16 protein-coding genes and 1 riboswitch are annotated in these 17714 nt (G+C 69.4%); of the genes, 4 read left to right on the forward strand and 12 right to left on the reverse strand.

All coding sequences use genetic code 11. The annotated features are described in order from the left end of the window. Window positions 1–10 precede the first annotated feature (10 nt). The 6 genes from ACFY0I_RS26720 to ACFY0I_RS26745 all read right to left on the reverse strand — a co-directional run bounded on the left by ACFY0I_RS26720 (window position 11) and on the right by ACFY0I_RS26745 (window position 7254). The gene (locus ACFY0I_RS26720) at window positions 11–1420 is read right to left on the reverse strand and encodes an aminotransferase class V-fold PLP-dependent enzyme (RefSeq protein ID WP_388900611.1); all 1410 of its coding nucleotides are present in this window, start codon (window positions 1418–1420) and stop codon (window positions 11–13) included. Between the two features lie 215 nt (window positions 1421–1635). Beyond that, a riboswitch (SAM riboswitch) is annotated at window positions 1636–1752 on the reverse strand. An 82-nt stretch (window positions 1753–1834) separates the two neighbouring features. After that, the gene (gene trpD, locus ACFY0I_RS26725; RefSeq protein WP_388900613.1) at window positions 1835–2899 is read right to left on the reverse strand and encodes an anthranilate phosphoribosyltransferase; all 1065 of its coding nucleotides are present in this window, start codon (window positions 2897–2899) and stop codon (window positions 1835–1837) included. Between the two features lie 165 nt (window positions 2900–3064). Continuing rightward, window positions 3065–4696 carry a cytochrome bc complex cytochrome b subunit gene (locus tag ACFY0I_RS26730; protein WP_388900615.1) on the reverse strand — a complete coding sequence of 544 codons (1632 nt, stop codon included), beginning with the start codon at window positions 4694–4696 and terminating at the stop codon, window positions 3065–3067. Beyond that, a complete protein-coding gene (locus ACFY0I_RS26735) occupies window positions 4693–5751 on the reverse strand; it encodes a Rieske 2Fe-2S domain-containing protein (protein WP_388900617.1) in 1059 nt (352 codons plus the stop codon). Before ACFY0I_RS26735 ends, ACFY0I_RS26730 begins: the two co-directional genes overlap by 4 nt. Beyond that, a complete protein-coding gene (locus ACFY0I_RS26740) occupies window positions 5748–6557 on the reverse strand; it encodes a c-type cytochrome (RefSeq protein WP_388900619.1) in 810 nt (269 codons plus the stop codon). Before ACFY0I_RS26740 ends, ACFY0I_RS26735 begins: the two co-directional genes overlap by 4 nt. 76 nt (window positions 6558–6633) lie before the next feature. After that, window positions 6634–7254 carry a heme-copper oxidase subunit III gene (locus tag ACFY0I_RS26745; protein WP_281204606.1) on the reverse strand — a complete coding sequence of 207 codons (621 nt, stop codon included), beginning with the start codon at window positions 7252–7254 and terminating at the stop codon, window positions 6634–6636. 198 nt (window positions 7255–7452) lie between these two features. Here ACFY0I_RS26745 and ACFY0I_RS26750 point away from each other — a divergent pair, with 198 nt between their 5' ends. Then, entirely contained in the window at window positions 7453–7854 is a 402-nt protein-coding gene (locus ACFY0I_RS26750; protein ID WP_281204605.1) for a hypothetical protein, read from the forward strand. Between the two features lie 60 nt (window positions 7855–7914). On the opposite strand, the gene ACFY0I_RS26755 is transcribed toward ACFY0I_RS26750, so the two are convergent. The 4 genes from ACFY0I_RS26755 to coxB form a co-directional block, all read right to left on the reverse strand. After that, complete coding sequence (locus ACFY0I_RS26755; RefSeq protein WP_388900621.1) at window positions 7915–9162, reverse strand: Ig-like domain-containing protein; 1248 nt, start codon at window positions 9160–9162, stop codon at window positions 7915–7917. Window positions 9163–9298: 136 nt separating this feature from the next. Continuing rightward, window positions 9299–9697 (reverse strand): cytochrome c oxidase subunit 4, encoded by a 399-nt coding sequence (locus ACFY0I_RS26760; RefSeq protein WP_215140600.1) that lies wholly within the window; start codon window positions 9695–9697, stop codon window positions 9299–9301. Beyond that, window positions 9694–11427: a cytochrome c oxidase subunit I gene (ctaD, locus tag ACFY0I_RS26765; RefSeq protein ID WP_388900622.1), complete on the reverse strand. Its 1734-nt coding sequence runs from the start codon at window positions 11425–11427 to the stop codon at window positions 9694–9696. Before ctaD ends, ACFY0I_RS26760 begins: the two co-directional genes overlap by 4 nt. Continuing rightward, window positions 11424–12449 carry a cytochrome c oxidase subunit II gene (coxB, locus tag ACFY0I_RS26770; RefSeq protein WP_388900624.1) on the reverse strand — a complete coding sequence of 342 codons (1026 nt, stop codon included), beginning with the start codon at window positions 12447–12449 and terminating at the stop codon, window positions 11424–11426. Before coxB ends, ctaD begins: the two co-directional genes overlap by 4 nt. Before the next feature lie 283 nt (window positions 12450–12732). Between coxB and ACFY0I_RS26775 the strand changes: the two genes are divergently transcribed. Continuing rightward, window positions 12733–14112: a cysteine desulfurase/sulfurtransferase TusA family protein gene (locus tag ACFY0I_RS26775; RefSeq protein ID WP_388900625.1), complete on the forward strand. Its 1380-nt coding sequence runs from the start codon at window positions 12733–12735 to the stop codon at window positions 14110–14112. A 68-nt stretch (window positions 14113–14180) separates the two neighbouring features. Here the strand turns inward: ACFY0I_RS26775 and ACFY0I_RS26780 are convergent, their stop codons facing one another. Beyond that, window positions 14181–15158, reverse strand: a complete 978-nt coding sequence (locus ACFY0I_RS26780; RefSeq protein WP_388900627.1) for a carbohydrate kinase family protein — start codon at window positions 15156–15158, stop codon at window positions 14181–14183. Window positions 15159–15290: 132 nt separating this feature from the next. Between ACFY0I_RS26780 and ACFY0I_RS26785 the strand changes: the two genes are divergently transcribed. Together ACFY0I_RS26785 and ACFY0I_RS26790 are read left to right on the forward strand one after the other, a co-directional pair. Continuing rightward, entirely contained in the window at window positions 15291–15506 is a 216-nt protein-coding gene (locus tag ACFY0I_RS26785; RefSeq protein WP_388900629.1) for a hypothetical protein, read from the forward strand. Between the two features lie 93 nt (window positions 15507–15599). Continuing rightward, entirely contained in the window at window positions 15600–17072 is a 1473-nt protein-coding gene (locus tag ACFY0I_RS26790) for a hypothetical protein (protein WP_388900631.1), read from the forward strand. 94 nt (window positions 17073–17166) lie between these two features. Here the strand turns inward: ACFY0I_RS26790 and erpA are convergent, their stop codons facing one another. Then, window positions 17167–17523, reverse strand: coding sequence for an iron-sulfur cluster insertion protein ErpA (gene erpA / locus ACFY0I_RS26795; RefSeq protein ID WP_008738845.1), 357 nt, complete (start codon window positions 17521–17523; stop codon window positions 17167–17169). Window positions 17524–17714 lie beyond the last annotated feature (191 nt).

Here is a 17714-nt window from a genome sequence, read left to right on the forward strand (position 1 = left end):
CCGAACGAGCTCAGACGGCCGGGACGCAGCGGCCCTCTTCGGTGCGGTACTGCCACTTGGCGCCGTCCGCGACGAGTTCCTTCACCGCGCGGACGAACCGCTCGACGTGCTCGTCGGGGGTGCCCGCGCCGAAGCTGACGCGGATGGCGTTCAGCGAGCGCTCCCCCGGCGCGGCCTCCGGCGCCCCGCACTCGCCCGGCTCCTGCGGCTCGCTGCCGAGGAGGGTGCGGACCAGCGGGTGGGCGCAGAAGAGGCCGTCGCGGACGCCGATGCCGTACTCGGCGGACAGGGCGGCGGCGAAGTGGGAGCTGTTCCAGCCGTCGACCACGAAGGAGATGACGCCGACGCGCGGGGCGTCGTCCCCGAACAGGGACAGGACGCGTACGGCCGGGACCTCCGACAGGCCCTCGCGGACCTTCGCGATGAGGTGGTTCTCGCGGGCGACCAGGTTCTCGAACCCGGCCTCCTTCAGGGCCTTGCAGGCGGAGGCGATGGAGTAGACGCCGATGACGTTCGGGGAACCGGCCTCGTGCCGGGCGGCGGTGGTGTGCCACTCGACGTCGACGCCGCCGTCCTCGCGGCGGGCCACCTTGCGGGAGGCGCCGCCGCCGGCGAGGTACGGGTCGGCCTCCTGGAGCCAGTCCGCGCGGCCGGCGAGGACGCCCGAGCCGAAGGGGGCGTACAGCTTGTGGCCGGAGAAGGCGACCCAGTCCACGTCGAGGTCCCGGACGGAGACGGGGTGGTGCGGGGCCAGCTGGGCGGCGTCCAGGACGATCCGCGCGCCGTGGGCGTGCGCGGCGGCGGCGAGTTCCTTGACCGGCCACAGCTCGCCGGTGACGTTGGAGGCGCCGGTGACGCAGACCAGCGCCGGGCCGTAACCCTCTTCAATCGACGCAGTGCGGTCGGCGAGCGCCCGCTCCAGGGTGGCGACGGCCTCGCCGGGGGTGCGGGGGGCGTTGAGGTAGGTGACGCGGGCGTTCGTCCAGGGCAGCAGCGAGGCGTGGTGCTCGGTCTCGAAGACGAACACCTGGCAGTCGGCCGGCAGGACGGCGGCGAGCAGGTTGAGGGAGTCGGTGGTGGACCGGGTGAAGACCACCTGGTCGGAGGCCCGGCAGTCGAGGAACTCGGCGACGGTGACGCGGCTCTGCTCGAAGAGGTCGGTGGAGAGCTGGGAGAGGTAGCCGGCCCCGCGGTGGACGCTGCCGTAGTAGGGGGCGTAGGCGGCGACGTCGTCCCAGACCCGCTGGAGCGCCGGGGCGCTGGCAGCGTAGTCCAGGGCGGCGTAGGTGACCTCGCCGCCGGTCACGAGCGGGACGGTGACGTCGCGGCCGAGCACGGCCAGCGGCTCGGCGCAGGTGGGCTCGTCGACGCACACGTCGGTGGCGGTGGCGACGGCGGCGGCGTTCAGGGATGCGGACATGGCGGTATCTCCCGGCAGGCAGGGCGGAATGGCTTCGGTGTGCCCGTACGCGGATGCGGCGCTGCGGCCGTCGGGGTACGGGAAAGCCCTCGGAGTGACGCGGGATGCACGGAAGTGCCCCGGTCCGAGGGGTGAAGTGGGGGCGGAGTCGCCCTATCGCATTCGCTTGCTCACGGAAAACGCTCCTCGAGAGACCAGGACCCCTGGTATCGAGGGATCCGCGCTTGCCGTAGACCTCGCTGCCTACGGCCTGGTCATCACCCGGGGCACCCCGCCACGGAAGGAGGGTTGCCGGACAGCAAGCCGGGGCCTAAACGCTGTCACTCGTGACCTGGTCAGAATCCTGCCACACGATCTCCCGTGCGCAAGACCCCGGTCCACGATGCGGACCGGGGTCTTGGCCGAAACGGTGCCTCAGGCGTTGCTCGCCGCCACCCAGCGGTCCAGCGCGGCGCGAGCGGATCCCGAGTCGATGGACTGGGCCGCCCGGGTCACGCCCGCCGCGAGCTGCTCCTCCAGGGAGCCCGTCCCCGGGTCCAGCGCCACCAGGGCCGCGGCCGAGTTCAGCAGTACGGCGTCCCGGACGGGGCCGGTCTCCCCCGCCAGCAGCCGGCGGGCGACGTCGGCGTTGTACGAGGCGTCCTCGCCGCGCAGCGCCGACACGTCGACGAGCGGGATCCCGATGTCGCGCGGGTCGAAGGGGGTCTCGGTGACCGAGCCGTCCCGGACCCACCACACCCGCGAGGTGGCGGTGGTGGTCAACTCGTCGAGGCCGTCGTCCCCGCGGAACACCAGCGCGGAGGAGCCCCGTTCGGCCAGCACCCCCGCCATGATGGGGGCCACCCGGGGATCGGCCACGCCCGTGGCCTGGGCCCGCACCTTGGCCGGGTTGGTCAGGGGGCCGAGGAAGTTGAAGGTCGTCCGGATGCCCAACTCCTTGCGGGCGGCCGCCACGTGCCGCAGCGCCGGGTGGAACTTCACCGCGAAGCAGAGCGTGATCCCGGCTTCCTCGACGACCTCCACGACCCGGGCCGGGGTGAGGTTGAGGTTGACGCCGAGCTTCTCCAGCACGTCGGAGGAGCCGCTCGCGGAGGACGCCGCCCGGTTCCCGTGCTTGACGACCTTCGCGCCCGTGCCGGCCACCACGATCGCCGACATGGTCGAGATGTTGACCGTCTTGGCGCCGTCGCCGCCGGTGCCGACGATGTCCACCGTCCGGCCCGGGACCTCGATCAGGTTGGCGTGTTCGTACATGGCCCGCACCATGCCGTTGATCTCCGCGACGGTCTCCCCCTTGGCCCGCAGCGCGACCACGAAGCCGGCGATCTGCGCGTCGGTGGCCTCGCCCCGCATGATCTGCTCCATCGCCCAGGCGGTGTCGTCCGCACCGAGGTTCCGACCGGTCAGCAGGGCGTCGAGGAGGCCCGGCCAGCCACGGGCCGCCACGCTGTCGCCGCCTGCCGGGGTCACAACGTTCATGGTCCGCTCCTGCTGCCTGGTGAGGTTGCCACGTCGAATGGGAAGGGGACCAGCCTATCCAGCCCCGGAGACGGCAAAGAGCCCCGTCCAGAGACTGGACGGGGCTCTCGCCGTGGCGACACCAGGATTGGCCGAAACCAATCCCTCAAGCGGTCGTGCGGGGGATCAGTGGTGGCCGTGGCCGCTCTGGATCTCCTTGTACTCCTCCACCGTGGGCTTCGGGATCTGGCCGCCCTCGGCGTAGTAGCTCTTGCTGAGCTTCGCGCGCAGCTTCTCGGTGGCCTTCACCTTGCGCTCGACGCCGTTCTCGTCGACCGTCGGGCCGATCTCGACCGGCTCGTACGTGTTGTACGAGGTGAGCGTGTGGAGCTGGCCCTGCGGGAGCGGCTCGTGGATCTCGACGAACTCACCGTGCGGCAGGCGCTTGATGATGCCGGTCTCGCGACCGTGCAGCACCTTGTCCCGGTCCCGGCGCTGGAGGCCGAGGCAGATCCGCTTGGTGATGACGAAGGCGATGACCGGGCCGACGAAGAAGCCGATCCGGGCGAACCAGGTGATCGAGTTGATCGAGAGGTGGAAGTACTGCGCGAACATGTCGTTTCCACCGGCGATCAGCAGGATGACGTACCAGGTCAGCCAGGCCACACCGAAGGCAGTACGGGTCGGGACGTTGCGCGGGCGGTCCAGGATGTGGTGCTCGCGCTTGTCGCCGGTGACCCAGGACTCGACGAACGGGTACACCGCGATCGTCGCCAGCACCAGCGGGAAGATCACCAGCGGGACGAACACGCCCAGGACGAGCGTGTGACCCCAGAGGTTGATCTCCCAGCCGGGCATCGCACGGATGAGGCCCTCGGAGAAGCCCATGTACCAGTCGGGCTGCGCGCCCGTGGACACGTGGTCCGGGACGTACGGACCGAGCGCCCAGATGGGGTTGATCGAGGCGATGCCCGCGATGGCCGCGATGATGCCGAAGACCAGGAAGAAGAAGCCTCCTGCCTTCGCCATGTAGACCGGCAGCAGCGGCATGCCGACGACGTTGTTGTTCGTCTTGCCGGGGCCCGCGAACTGGGTGTGCTTGTGGTAGAAGACCAGGATCAGGTGGGCGACCAGCAGGCCCATCATGATGCCGGGCAGCAGCAGGATGTGGATGGAGTAGAACCGGGCCACGAAGTCGTGGCCGGGGAACTCCCCGCCGAACAGGAACATCGACAGGTACGTGCCGACGACCGGCACGGACAGGATCGCGCCCTGCATGAAGCGGACACCGGTGCCCGAGAGCAGGTCGTCCGGCAGCGAGTAACCGGTGAAACCGGTGAACATGCCGAGGACCAGCAGCAGGAAGCCGAAGATCCAGTTGATCTCGCGCGGCTTGCGGAACGCGCCGGTGAAGAAGACGCGCATCATGTGCACCATCATCGCCGCGACGAAGATCAGTGCCGCCCAGTGGTGGATCTGCCGGATGAGCAGACCGCCGCGGACGTCGAAGCTGATGTCCAGGGTCGAGGCGAACGCCTCGGACATCCGGACACCCTGCATCGGCACGTACGAGCCGTGGTACACGACCTCGTTCATGCTCGGGTGGAAGAACAGCGTCAGGTACACACCCGTGAGGATGATGATGATGAAGCTGTAGAGGCAGATCTCACCCAGCATGAAGGACCAGTGGTCCGGGAAGATCTTGCGCATGTTGGCCTTGGCGAGGCCGTAGATGCCCAGGCGGCCGTCCGCCCAGTCCGCTACGCGCTCGCCGGCAGGCGCTTTGCGCCCCGTCTTGTTGTCTGTGGCAGTGCTCATCCGCGCTCCCAGAATGCAGGACCGACGGGCTCTTCGAAGTCGCCGTGCGCTTCGAGGAAGCCCTCGTCATTCACGCCGATCCGCAGCTGCGGAAGCGCGTGACCGGCCGGGCCGAAGATGACACGGGCGCCGTCGGAGAGGTCGAAAGTGGACTGGTGGCACGGGCAGAGCACGTGGTGCGTCTGCTGCTCGTACAGGCTGATCGGGCAGCCGACGTGGGTGCAGATCTTGGAGAAGGCCACGATGCCGTCGTGGGACCACTCCAGTTCCTTCTTGTCCTTGATGTCGTCCGGCTGGATACGGACGATCATCAGGGCTGCCTTGGCGATCTGGGACATGTAGTCGTGCGCGTCCTCCTCCAGGCCCTCGGGCTTGGCGAAGGTCAGCGAGCCGACCAGGATGTCCTCGGGACGCAGCGGCTCCATCGTGTTCTGGTTGATGAGCAGCTTGCCCTTGGCCCAGATCGTCTTGCGGAGCTTGTCCTCGGGCAGCGGGCCCAGGTCGCGCAGCAGCATCACGCCGGAGAGCGGCACCAGGGCCAGCGCGCCGAGCAGGGTGTTGCGGATCAGGGGCCGGCGGCCGATGCCGGACTCGTTCGCGCCGTCGGCGAAGTCCTGCAGGACCTGCGCCTTGACCTCCGGCGGAGCGGCGATCTCGTGGCGCTCGGCGGCGACCTCCACGTCGGACATCAGGGTGCGGGCCCAGTGGACCGCGCCCGCGCCGATGCAGAAGAGGGCCGTGCCCAGGGTGAGACCGAGCGCGAAGTTCAGCGCGCTCACCTTCCCGATGGGGAAGATGTAGACGATCTTGTCGACCGGGAAGATCACGTACGAGGCGATGAAGGCGACCGTGGCCAGCATCGACAACGTGAACAGCATCGCGACGGTGCGCTCGGAGCGCTTCGCCGCCCGCTCGTCGATGTCCTGGATACGGGGCTTGTGGACCGGAAGGCCCGGGTCGGCGAACGGGTCGTCCGCGACCGCCACGCCACCGTGGTGTGCGTCGCCCTGCTCGCTCGGCAGGTGCTTCTCTTCGGGAATGTCTTGGCTACTCATGACTTCTTGGCCTTAGCGGTGTGGGCCGCGACCCAGACGGCGACAGCGATCAGCGCACCCAGACCGAAGATCCAGCCGAACAGACCCTCGGAGACGGGGCCGAGGCCGCCGAGCTTGAGACCACCGGGGCTGGTCGACTTCTCGCCGTTGACGTTCTGGAGGTACGCGATGATGTCCTTCTTTCCCTGCTCCGGCATGGTGCTGTCCGGGAAGGAGGGCATGTTCTGCGGGCCGGTGAGCATGGCCTCGTAGATGTGCTTCGGCGAGACGTCCTCGAGGTTCGGGGCGTACTTGCCGTTCGTCAGGGCGCCGCCCTCGCCGGTGAAGTTGTGGCACTGCGCGCAGTTGTTGCGGAACAGCTCACCACCCTTGGCGATGTTGGCCCCGGCCGGGTCGTACTGCTTCTCGGACGGCGTGATCGGGCCGGCGCCGAGCGAAGCGATGTACGCCGCGAGCTGGTCGATCTGGGCCTGCGAGTAGATGTTCGGCTTCTTCGGCACCTGGGCGCCGGGCTGCTGGGCGGGCATGCGGCCCGTGCTCACCTGGAAGTCGACGGCAGCGGAGCCGACGCCTACCAGGCTGGGGCCGTCAGAGGAACCCTGACCGCCGGTACCGTGGCAGCTTGCGCAGCCCACGGCGTAGAGCTTCTGGCCCTCCTCGATGGCGAGGGACTGGGCGGTTTCGTCGGCCTGCGCCTTGCCCGCGGGCGCGAAGGCGGCGTACAGCCCCCCAGTGACCGCCAGCGCGAAGAGTAGAACGACGACCGCCGCCAGCGGATGGCGTCGTCGTGCGGAGAGCTTTTTCACGGATTACCCCGGTGTCAGGATCTTCTGCGTCGGTGTTTCTGGATGGAGTGCCGAGCCGGGCCCGGCGACGTGTTCGCTACTTGATCAGGTAGATCGTGGCGAAGAGGCCGATCCAGACGACATCGACGAAGTGCCAGTAGTAGGACACGACGATGGCCGACGTGGCCTGTTCGTGGGTGAACCTCTTGGCCGCGTACGTCCGGCCGAGGACCAGCAGGAAGGCGATGAGACCGCCCGTCACGTGCAGACCGTGGAAGCCGGTGGTCAGGTAGAAGACCGAGCCGTACGGTCCGGACGAGAGGGACATCCCCTCGTGCTTGACCAGCTCGGTGTACTCGAACACCTGCCCGCCAATGAAGATCGCACCCATGACGAACGTGATGATGAACCACGATCGGAGCTTCTTCACGTCACCGCGCTCGGCGGCGAATACGCCGAGCTGGCAGGTGAGCGAGGAGAGCACCAGGATCGTCGTGTTCGTTGCCGAGAAGGGCAGATTCAAGGCCGAAGCCTGCTCTGTCCAGTACTCGGCACCCGTCACGGATCGCAGGGTGAAGTACATCGCGAAGAGGGCCGCGAAGAACATCAGCTCGGAACTCAACCAGATGATGGTTCCGACGCTGACGAGGTTCGGCCGGTTGACCGTCGGGTGCGCGTGCCCGGTATCTACTGTCGTTGCTGTCGCCACGACCGACATTATGTCGGTCGCTTATCCCGCCCTCACCCCGGGGGGTGCCGTTCGGAGTGTCAGGGGGGTGTGCAAGGCCCGAACGGCCCATCAGATCGTCCTTCCGGTGTCTCGGGCGGGGCTGTGCGAACCGATGTTGACAGCGGGTCGGACGGAGTAGCATCCCGCGCATCATCAGCGTGATTCACGGACACGTGGAGGAACGAAATGCGGGCGACTGCGCGGGTTCTGGTCTACAGCGACGACGCGGGCACCCGGGAGCAGGTGCGGCTCGCGGCCGGTCGCAGGCCGGCGGCGGACCTGCCGCCGGTGGAGTTCCTGGAGTGCGCGACGCTTCCGGCGGTCCTGACCGCACTGGACGAGGGCGGCATCGACGTCTGCGTGTTGGACGGCGAGGCGGTTCCGGCCGGGGGCATGGGCGTGTGCCGGCAGATCAAGGACGAGATCTTCCGGTGTCCCCCGGTGCTGTTGCTGATGGGGCGTCCGCAGGACGCCTGGCTGGCCACGTGGAGCCGTGCGGACGCCGCTGTCACCCTTCCGGTGGATCCGGTGGACTTCCCGGAGGTCCTGGCGGGCCTCCTGCGGCCCCGGCTGTCCCTGGACGCCTAGAACTGACACACAAGCCCCACGAGCCCCTCAGGGGCGCTCGTGGGGCTTGTGGTCGGTTTCCTAGACGGTCGGGCGCAGGCGGGCCTGGTCGATGGGACTGCGGCCTTCCTGGGTGCCCTTGAGGAGGGCACTGCCCTCCCTCCAGTCCTTCCAGTCCATGTTCCAGTCGCCGAAGCCGTTGCCGAAGATGTCCATGTCGTCGCCGATGCTGTTGATCACCTTGACGATGTCGCCCTCGGTGATGTTCTCGTAGAACCAGGCGGCGTTGCCGGTGCTCATGCCGGTGCATCCGTGGCTGACGTTGGCGACGCCGTGCGAGGAGACGGACCACGGCGCGGCGTGCACGTATTCACCACTCCAGGTGACTCGGGTCGCCCAGTAGACGGGCAGGTTGTAGTACTCGCTGCCGCCGATCCCGACGGTGTCGCCGCGCATCTGGACGTAGTACTGCTTGCCGAGCACCACCTTGATGCCGTTGCGGGTGGAGAAGCCGGGCTTGCCGGTGGTCACCGGAAGGGTCGTGACCACTTCTCCGTTCCGGCGGAACGTCATGTAGTGCGAGGAGGCGTCGGTGGTGACCTCCACCCGGTCGCCGAAGTCGATCTTGAGCGGCTTCGAGGCGGCGCCGTGGAGTTCGTCGGAGACCCGGACGCCTTCCAGGTTGCTCCGTACGGTGACGCTGGTGTTGGCCGGCCAGTAGTCCTTGGGCCGGTAGTGGAGGTTCTTGTCGTCGATCCAGTGCCAGGCGCCCTCGACTCCGTCCGCCGCGTCGACGACCAGGGCCCGTTCCACGACGGCCCGGGCGGCCTTGTCCTTGACGGGTTCGTTGAGTTCGGCGGTGATGGGCTGTCCGACGCCGTACTTGCCCTCGTCCGGGCCGAATTCGACCTTGAGGACGCCGTCGGCCGGGGTGGTGTCGAACGCCAGCGTGCGCTGCCCCTGTGCCCCGCGCTCGTTCTCCGTGGTCACGGTGACCGCGTAGTGGACGCCCGCGGCCATCGGGCCGGTGCTGTGCCAGCGGTCGCCCTTGGCGGAGAGTTCACCCGCGAGGCGCCGTCCGTGGGTGTCCACGACGGTCACGTCGGTGATCCGGGACTCGTTGCCCTTGACGGTGACTTCGAGGGGCTTGTCGGGGTCGGCGGGGCGGCCGCCGGGGGCCAGGTTGAAGGCGACGTGCTCGCCCGCGTCGTACGGGCGGACTGACAGCGGGTTCTTCTCGCCGGACCCGCATGCGGTGGCTCCGGCCCCGAGGGACGCGACCAGCAGGGAGCAGCTGAGTACCGTCCAAAGACGCGGTGAGTGCTTCATGGAGCCAACGCTATGAAGATATGACAATTACGGCGCGCGGGATGACTGCAAACGAGGGGCCCGGACCCCTCCGAAGAGGTGTCCGGGCCCCAGGTGTGCGGCGATCGCCGCGAGGTCCCGCCGGTCCGGCCGGGTCCTACTGGTTCTGGTTCTCACCGCGGTAGTACTCGTACACCCAGCCCCACAGGCCGATCAGGATGATCGGGGCCGAGAAGTACATGAGCCACCAGCCGAAGATGACACCCATGAACGCGAAGGCGCCACCGATGGCCAGCGAGAGCGGCTGCCAGCTGTGCGGGGCGAAGAACCCCAGCTCGCCCGCCTCGTCGGCGACGTCGGCCTCCAGGTTGTCCTGGGCCATCTCGTCCACGCGCTTGGCCGTGAAGGCCAGGTAGTAGCCGATCATGACGCTCAGGCCGAAGGCCAGGAAGAGCGCGGTGGTGCCGACGGGCTCCTTCGACCACACGCCGTACACGACGGCCATGATCAGGATGAAGAAGGAGAGCCAGAGGAACATCTTGCCCTGGATCTTCACTTGCCGGCCTCCTTGCCACCGCTGACGGCCTTGGTGCCGGCGCCGTGGTCCTCGAGGTGGTCGAGGGCCGCGATCTCCGGGTGGTGCAGGTCGAACGCCGGGGATTCGGAACGGATCCGCGGCAGGGTGAGGAAGTTGTGCCGCGGCGGCGGGCAGGAGGTCGCCCACTCCAGCGAACGGCCGTAGCCCCACGGGTCGTCGACCTCGACCTTCTTCCCGTACTTCGCCGTCTTCCAGACGTTGTACATGAAGGGCAGCATCGACAGGCCGAGCAGGAACGAGCTGATCGTGGAGATCGTGTTCAGCGCGGTGAATCCGTCGGCGTCCAGGTAGTCCGCGTAACGGCGCGCCATGCCCTCGGCGCCCAGCCAGTGCTGCACCAGGAAGGTGCCGTGGAAGCCGATGAACAGCGTCCAGAAGGTGATCTTGCCGAGGCGCTCGTCCAGCATCTTGCCCGTGAACTTCGGCCACCAGAAGTGGAATCCGGAGAACATCGCGAAGACCACGGTGCCGAAGATGACGTAGTGGAAGTGCGCGACGACGAAGTACGAGTCGGAGACGTGGAAGTCCATCGGGGGCGAGGCCAGGATGACGCCGGTCAGACCACCGAAGGTGAAGGTGATCAGGAAGCCGACGGCCCAGAGCATCGGTGTCTCGAAGGACAAGGAGCCCTTCCACATCGTGCCGATCCAGTTGAAGAACTTCACACCGGTCGGTACCGCGATGAGGAACGTCATGAAGGAGAAGAACGGCAGCAGCACACCGCCGGTCACGTACATGTGGTGCGCCCACACGGTCACCGAAAGGCCGGCGATCGCGATCGTCGCGGCGATCAGACCGATGTAACCGAACATCGGCTTGCGCGAGAAGACCGGAATGACCTCGGAAATGATTCCGAAGAATGGCAGCGCGATGATGTACACCTCTGGGTGCCCGAAGAACCAGAAGAGGTGTTGCCACAACAATGCGCCGCCATTGGCCGCGTCGAATACGTGCGCACCGAATTTACGGTCGGCCTCCAGCGCGAAGAGCGCGGCGGCCAGCACCGGGAAGGCGAGCAGGACCAGGACACCGGTCAGCAGCACGTTCCAGGTGAAGATCGGCATGCGGAACATCGTCATGCCGGGGGCGCGCATGCAGATGATCGTGGTGATGAAGTTGACCGAACCGAGGATCGTGCCGAAGCCGGAGAAGGCCAGACCCATGATCCACATGTCGGCGCCGATGCCCGGCGAGCGGACCGCGTCCGACAGCGGGGAGTAGGCGAACCAACCGAAGTCGGCGGCACCCGAGGGGGTGACGAAGCCGGCCACCGCGATGGTCGAGCCGAAGAGGTACAGCCAGTACGCGAACATGTTCAGCCGCGGGAACGCCACGTCGGGCGCGCCGATCTGCAGCGGCATGATCCAGTTGGCGAAACCCGCGAAGAGCGGGGTGGCGAACATCAGCAGCATGATCGTGCCATGCATGGTGAACGCCTGGTTGAACTGCTCGTTCGACATGATCTGCGTGCCCGGTCGGGCCAGCTCGGCGCGCATGAAGAGCGCCATGATCCCGCCGATGATGAAGAACACGAACGACGTGACCAGGTACATCGTGCCGATGGTCTTGTGGTCGGTGGTGGTGAGCCACTTCACGACGACATTGCCCGGCTGCTTGCGCCGTACCGGCAGCTCGTTCTCGTACGAGTCGGCTGCGGCGGCACCCTGAGATTCGTTGAGGATGCTCACAGTTTGTTGATCTCCGCATTCCGGGCCGGGTCGGTCTGCTTGATGCCGGCCGGCAGGAAGCCGGTCTGACCCTTCTCGGCGAGCTCCTTCAGGTGCTCCCGGTACTTCTCGGGGGAGACGACCTTGACGTTGAAGAGCATCCGGGAGTGGTCGACACCGCACAGCTCGGCACACTTGCCCATGAAGGTGCCCTCCTGCGACGGAGTCACCTCGAAGACGTTGGTGTGACCGGGGATGACGTCCTGCTTGAACAGGAAGGGCACCACCCAGAACGAGTGGATGACGTCGTTCGACGACAGGATGAAGCGGACCTTCTCACCCTTGGGCAGGTAGAGGGTCGGCCCCGGGTTCCCGGTCTGCGGGTTCCGGTCGCTGGGGACGCCCTTCTGGTAGACGCCTTCGGCGCCCGCCGGGAAGTCCTTGGTGAAACGGTCCGGGATGGAGTCGAGCTCCTTGGGGACCGTCGTCGTCCTCGGCGCGGCGTTCTCGGCCGCGCCCGACTGCTTCGGCAGCTCCCTCGAACGGGGGGTGGCCGCGTCGCCGTCGACGTTCTCGATGTAGTTGAAGCCCCAGCTCCACTGGAAGCCGACCACGTTGATCGTGTGCGCCGGCTTGGCGGAGAGGGAGAGCAGCTTCGACTCGTCACGCGCGGTGAAGTAGAAGAGCACCGAGACGATGATGAGCGGGACCACGGTGTACAGCGCCTCGATGGGCATGTTGTACCGGGTCTGCGCGGGGACCTCGATCTTCGTCCGGCTACGCCGGTGGAAGATGACGCTCCACATGATCAGGCCCCACACCAGGATGCCCGTGATGAGAGCGGCCGCCCAGGATCCCTGCCACAGGGAGAGGATGCGAGGCGCCTCCTCCGTGACCGGGGTGGGCATTCCGAGGCGGGGGAAGTCTTTCCAGGTGTACGAGCAACCAGTGGCGGTCGCCAGGACCACGCCCGCAGTCAGCGCCTGCAGCAGCTTCCGCCGCATCGGGCGCCGCGGCGAGCGGTCGGAGCCGTAGGGACTCACGTAGCGCCTTCCCGAGAGTCTCGGCCCGCGCGGCCGGCCGCGGCCGTGTTCGGGTCGGTCGCCGGCCCTGACGCAGGCAGGGGTTTGGATGTTTATGCGGACCAAACCCTACTGGACGCTATTTGGGGTCGCGCGGGGAGGGTGCCCAACGCGCCGTTACTGACCCCGAAGGGGTGGATCCGCCGTACGGGGGACGGGCCATCCGGCCCTGAATGGCGCGCTCCGGAAGACATCTGACGGCCCCTGACCCGGGCCGTCGCGGGGTGGGGGTTAGCGTGGCCCGATGCCGTACTTCGACACCGCGTCCGCCGCCCCATTGCACCCCGTGGCCCGACAGGCCCTGCAGGCCGCCCTGGACGAGGGCTGGGCGGACCCGGCCCGGCTGTACCGGGAGGGTCGGCGCGCGCGGCTGTTGCTGGACGCGGCGCGCGAGGCGGCGGCCGAGGCCGTGGGCTGCCGCCCCGACGAGCTCGTGTTCACTCCTTCGGGGACGCACGCGGTTCACACCGGCGTCGCGGGGGCCCTCGCGGGGCGGCGGCGGGTCGGAAACCATCTGGTCGTATCGGCGGTCGAACACAGTTCTGTACTGCACGCGGCGGACGCGCACGCCGCGGCCGGGGGCACCGTGACGGAGGTTGCGGTGGACCGGCTGGGCGCGGTCGGCCCCGATGCCTACGCCGCCGCGCTGACCCCGGGCACCGCGCTGGCCTGTCTCCAGTCGGCCAACCACGAGGTCGGCACCGTCCAGCCGGTGGCGCGGACGGCCGAGGCCTGCGCGGCGGCCGGGGTGCCGCTGCTGGTGGACGCGGCGCAGTCGCTGGGCTGGGGGCCGGTCGAGGGGGCGTGGTCCCTGCTCGCGGCGAGCGCGCACAAGTGGGGCGGGCCGCCCGGGGTGGGCTTGTTGGCCGTCCGCAAGGGGGCCCGCTTCTCCCCCCAAGGCCCCGCCGACGAAAGGGAGTCGGGCCGCTCCCCCGGCTTCGCGAACCTGCCCGCGATCGTCGCGGCGGCGGCCTCGCTGCGGGCCGTACGGGCGGAGGCCGAGGCGGAGGGGGCCCGGCTGCGGATCCTGGTGGACCGGATCCGGCGGCGGGTGGCCCGACTGGTCCCGGACGTGGAGGTGGTGGGCGACGCCGAGCGCCGGCTCCCGCACCTGGTCACCTTCTCCTGTCTGTACGTCGACGGCGAGACCCTGCTGCACGAGCTGGACCGGGCCGGCTTCTCGGTGTCGTCCGGCTCCTCCTGCACGAGCTCCACGCTGACCCCCAGTCACGTGCTGCGGGCGATGGGGGTGCTGTCGGAGGGGAACGTGCGGGTGTCCCTGCCGCCGGGCACCACCGCCGATCAGGTCAACGGCTTCCTGGACGTGTTGCCGGGCGCGGTGGCGGGCGTGCGGGAGAAGCTCGGCGTCTTGGAAGCGCCGTCGCCGGCGCCCGTCGCGGAGTCCCTGGAGGTGGACGCCCTCGGGCTGCGGTGCCCGCAGCCCGTGATCGAGCTGGCCCGGGCGATCGGCACCGTCCAGGTCGGGGGGACGGTGACCGTCCTGTCCGACGACGAGGTCGCGCGCCTGGACATCCCCGCCTGGTGCGTGATGCGGGGCCACGCGTACCTGGGTGAGGCGGACCGGCCGGCGGGAGTGGCGTACACGGTGCGCCGTCTGGTCTGAGCCGAACGGGACGGCCCCGGCCCGCCGTGGGAGGCGGACCGGGGCCGTCACCGGGTGGTGCGCCCGCGTCAGGACGCGAGGTGGGCGCGGACCTCGGAGGCCGCGGCGTCGCCGTACGCCTTGGTGAAGCGCTCCATGAAGTGCGCCCGGGCCAGGGTGTACTCCTGGGTGCCGAGCGTCTCGATGACGAGGGTGGCGAGCATGCAGCCGACCTGCGCGGCCCGCTCCAGGCCGACGCCCCAGCCGAGCCCGGTCAGGAAGCCCGCGCGGAACGCGTCGCCGACGCCGGTCGGGTCGACCTTCGCCGTCTCCTCCGCGCAGCCGACGACGATCGGCTCCTCGCCGACCCGCTCGATGCGCACGCCCTGCGCGCCGAGGGTGGTGACGCGGGTGCCGACCTTGGCGAGGATCTCCTCGTCGGTCCAGCCGGACTTCGACTCGATGAGGCCCTTCTCGTACTCGTTCGAGAAGAGGTACGTCGCCCCCTCCATCAGGGTGCGGATGTTCTCGCCGTCCATGCGGGCGATCTGCTGCGAGAAGTCCGCGGCGAAGGGGATCCCGCGGGTGCGGCACTCCTCCGTGTGGCGGAGCATCGCCTCGGGGTCGTCGGCGCCGATGAGGACGAGGTCGAGGCCGCCCACCCGGTCGGCGACGGACTTCAGCTCGATCTGCCGGGCCTCGCTCATGGCGCCGGTGTAGAAGGAGCCGATCTGGTTGTGGTCCGCGTCGGTGGTGCAGACGAAGCGGGCGGTGTGCAGCACCTCGGAGATGCGCACGGAGTCGGTGTCGACGCCGTGCCGTTCCAGCCAGGCGCGGTACTCGTCGAAGTCCGAGCCGGCCGCGCCGACGAGGATCGGGCGGGTGCCGAGCTGACCCATGCCGAAGCAGATGTTCGGGCCGACTCCGCCTCTCCGGACGTCGAGGTTGTCGACGAGGAAGGAGAGGGAGACCGTGTGGAGCTGGTCGGCGACCAGCTGGTCCGCGAAACGGCCCGGGAAGGTCATGAGGTGGTCGGTGGCGATGGAGCCGGTGACTGCGATGCGCACGGCGTGGACGCTCCTGCGGAGGACGGCAAGGGGACAGTCAAAACTACCCGGTCGCGGCCCTGCGGCCGACCGGCAGAAACTACCCCGTAGTAGGACTTCCTTCACTCGTCGTGGCGTGCTTAACGTGCCCCCATGACCTACACCGATGGCTTCGGGCACGTCGAGTACGCCGCCGACGCGCGGCCCGGCTTCGCACGGCTGCTGGGCGACTGCGCCCGGATGGCTCCGCACTGGACGGTCCCGGAGGGGCCCCGGCCGGTCCGGGTGGCGCCCTCGCAGATCCACGGCGTCAGCGTTCCGCCGGACTCGGCCCGGCTGATCGCCTCCACGGCGGCGTACGGGGACTGAGTCCGCCCCCGGGAAGATCCCGGGGGAACCGGTTTCGCCGCGGCCACGTCACACCCGCATCACGTACCGCGGGACTGGCGAAGGAGCGAATCGGTGACCAGCGAACAACCCGACACATCAAGCCCCACACGACGGCGGCCGTCCTGGGCCATCGGCTCGATCGCGGCCGCCGTCCTGCTGGCCGGCGGCGGCACGGCCTACTGGGCCTCGACGGCCCACGGCGGCGGTACGGGTGGCAGCCGAACGGGTGACAGCGCGGCCTCCGCGCCGCGCGAGGCGGCGGGGACTCCCACGGGACCCGGCATCGCCCCCGGGGAGCCGGACCCCGCCGGCTCCGGGGTGACCTACACGGCGGACGTGCCGCTGCCGGAGGCGCCGGGGTCGGCGCCGGCCTTCGCGGCGTCCGGCGAGGTCACCTCCGACGAGGTGGCCCGGCTCGCGAAGGCCCTGGGCATCGAGGGCGCGCCCCGGCTCGGCGGTGACGTCTGGCAGGTGGGCGGGAGCGCCGACGGCTCGGGCCCCCGGCTCACGGTGACCCGTCAGGCCCCCGGCACCTGGAGCTTCTCCCGCTTCCAGGGCGTCCCGGGCACGGGTGACGGCTCCGGCAACGGCGCGGGCGACGACTGCGTACGGGGCAAGGACACCTGCGGTCCGGCGACCCTGCCGCAGGGCGGGAAGGACTCCCCCGTCGCACCGGGCGGCGAAGCGGGCAAGCCGGTGTCGGAGGAGGCGGCCAGGGCCGCCGCGGCGCCGGTGCTCGCGGCCGCGGGCCAGGGCGACGCCAAGGTGGACGCCCGGCTCGTCCAGGGGGCGGTCCGGGTGGTGAGCGCCGACCCGGTGGTGGGCGGGCTGGCGACCCAGGGCTGGTCCAGCAAGGTGAGCGTGGGCGCGGACTCCCGGGTGGTGGCCGGCAGTGGTGAGCTGAAGGCCCCGGTCCGGTCCGGGGAGCGGCCCGTGGTCGGCGCCGTCGAGGCGCTGGCCCGGCTCAACGCCCGCAACACGGGCGACGGCACGAGCCCGGACCCGAGCGGCTGCGCGACCTCGGTCCCGCTGACCCCGGACACGCCCGTGGGGGCCACGGACACCGTGCCGTGCAACCCGGAGCCGCGTCCGATGAAGCCGCCGCGGACGGAATCCGTGCGGGGAGCCGTGCTCGGCCTGGCGCCGGGGACGGTCGACGGCGGCCGGGGCCTGGTGCCGGCCTGGCTGTTCGAGGTGGCCGGCAAGTCCGGCGGAGCGGGCCACACCGTGGTCGAGCCGGCGGCCGCCGAGGGCGGCGGGACTCCGGTGCCCCCGCAGGGACGTACCGTGCCCGGGTTCTCGTACGCCGAGGCCGACCGGAAGCTGACCGTGAACTTCTGGGGCGGGGCGTGCAGCACCTACGCCGTGGAGGCGCGCGAGGAGGGCCCCTCGGTCCTGGTGAAGATCACCGACACCCCGAACAAGCCGGGCGGCGCCTGCATCATGATCGCGCAGGAGATGTCCGCGACGGTGACGCTCAAGCAGCCGCTCGGCGACCGCAAGGTGGTCGACGCGACGACGGGCAAGCCGCTCCCCCGCCAGTAACGGCTCCGGAAAACACACGAGGGCCCGGGCCCCGGTCGAATCGACCGGGTCCCGGGCCCTCGTCGGCTGTACCGGCGGGGCCGGCGCGGCCGGACTAGCTGAACGAGTCGCCGCAGGCGCAGGAGCCCGTGGCGTTCGGGTTGTCGATGGTGAAGCCCTGCTTCTCGATGGTGTCGACGAAGTCGATCGAGGCGCCGTGCAGGTACGGGGAGCTCATCCGGTCGGTGACGACCTTGACCCCGTCGAAGTCCTTGACGACGTCACCGTCGAGGGAGCGCTCGTCGAAGAAGAGCTGGTAGCGCAGGCCGGAGCAACCGCCGGGCTGGACGGCGACGCGCAGCGCCAGGTCCTCGCGGCCTTCCTGCTCCAGCAGGGTCCTGACCTTCTCGGCGGCGGCGTCGGACAGGAGGATGCCGTCGCTCACAGTGGTCTTGTCGTCCTGTACGGACATCTGCATTCACTCCCGAAGTGGGCGGCTCCCCGCCGGAGGCTGGGGAAACGTCGGACTCTTGCCGTCGGTGGCAACCAGCGGGACCGCGGATTCATTCCGGGTCCTGCTTCTTGTTTCCGACATTCATGCTCGCACACCCACGCGGGCGGGTGGGCGGACCCGGTGAACGGGACCGTCGGCGGAGCGGCCCG

Origin of the sequence: Streptomyces sp. NPDC001568, from assembly GCF_042893755.1 — a bacterium.
Classification (GTDB): Bacteria; Actinomycetota; Actinomycetes; order Streptomycetales; family Streptomycetaceae; genus Streptomyces.

Bases quoted from the DNA above. Each gene is read 5' to 3' on its own strand.
- ACFY0I_RS26720 (WP_388900611.1), bottom strand. From the start codon at position 1,420: ATGTCCGCATCCCTGAACGCCGCCGCCGTCGCCACCGCCACCGACGTG.
- trpD (WP_388900613.1), bottom strand. From the start codon at position 2,899: ATGAACGTTGTGACCCCGGCAGGCGGCGACAGCGTGGCGGCCCGTGGC.
- ACFY0I_RS26730 (WP_388900615.1), bottom strand. From the start codon at position 4,696: ATGAGCACTGCCACAGACAACAAGACGGGGCGCAAAGCGCCTGCCGGC.
- ACFY0I_RS26735 (WP_388900617.1), bottom strand. From the start codon at position 5,751: ATGAGTAGCCAAGACATTCCCGAAGAGAAGCACCTGCCGAGCGAGCAG.
- ACFY0I_RS26745 (WP_281204606.1), bottom strand. From the start codon at position 7,254: ATGTCGGTCGTGGCGACAGCAACGACAGTAGATACCGGGCACGCGCAC.
- ACFY0I_RS26750 (WP_281204605.1), top strand. From the start codon at position 7,453: ATGCGGGCGACTGCGCGGGTTCTGGTCTACAGCGACGACGCGGGCACC.
- ACFY0I_RS26755 (WP_388900621.1), bottom strand. From the start codon at position 9,162: ATGAAGCACTCACCGCGTCTTTGGACGGTACTCAGCTGCTCCCTGCTG.
- ACFY0I_RS26775 (WP_388900625.1), top strand. From the start codon at position 12,733: ATGCCGTACTTCGACACCGCGTCCGCCGCCCCATTGCACCCCGTGGCC.
- ACFY0I_RS26785 (WP_388900629.1), top strand. From the start codon at position 15,291: ATGACCTACACCGATGGCTTCGGGCACGTCGAGTACGCCGCCGACGCG.
- erpA (WP_008738845.1), bottom strand. From the start codon at position 17,523: ATGTCCGTACAGGACGACAAGACCACTGTGAGCGACGGCATCCTCCTG.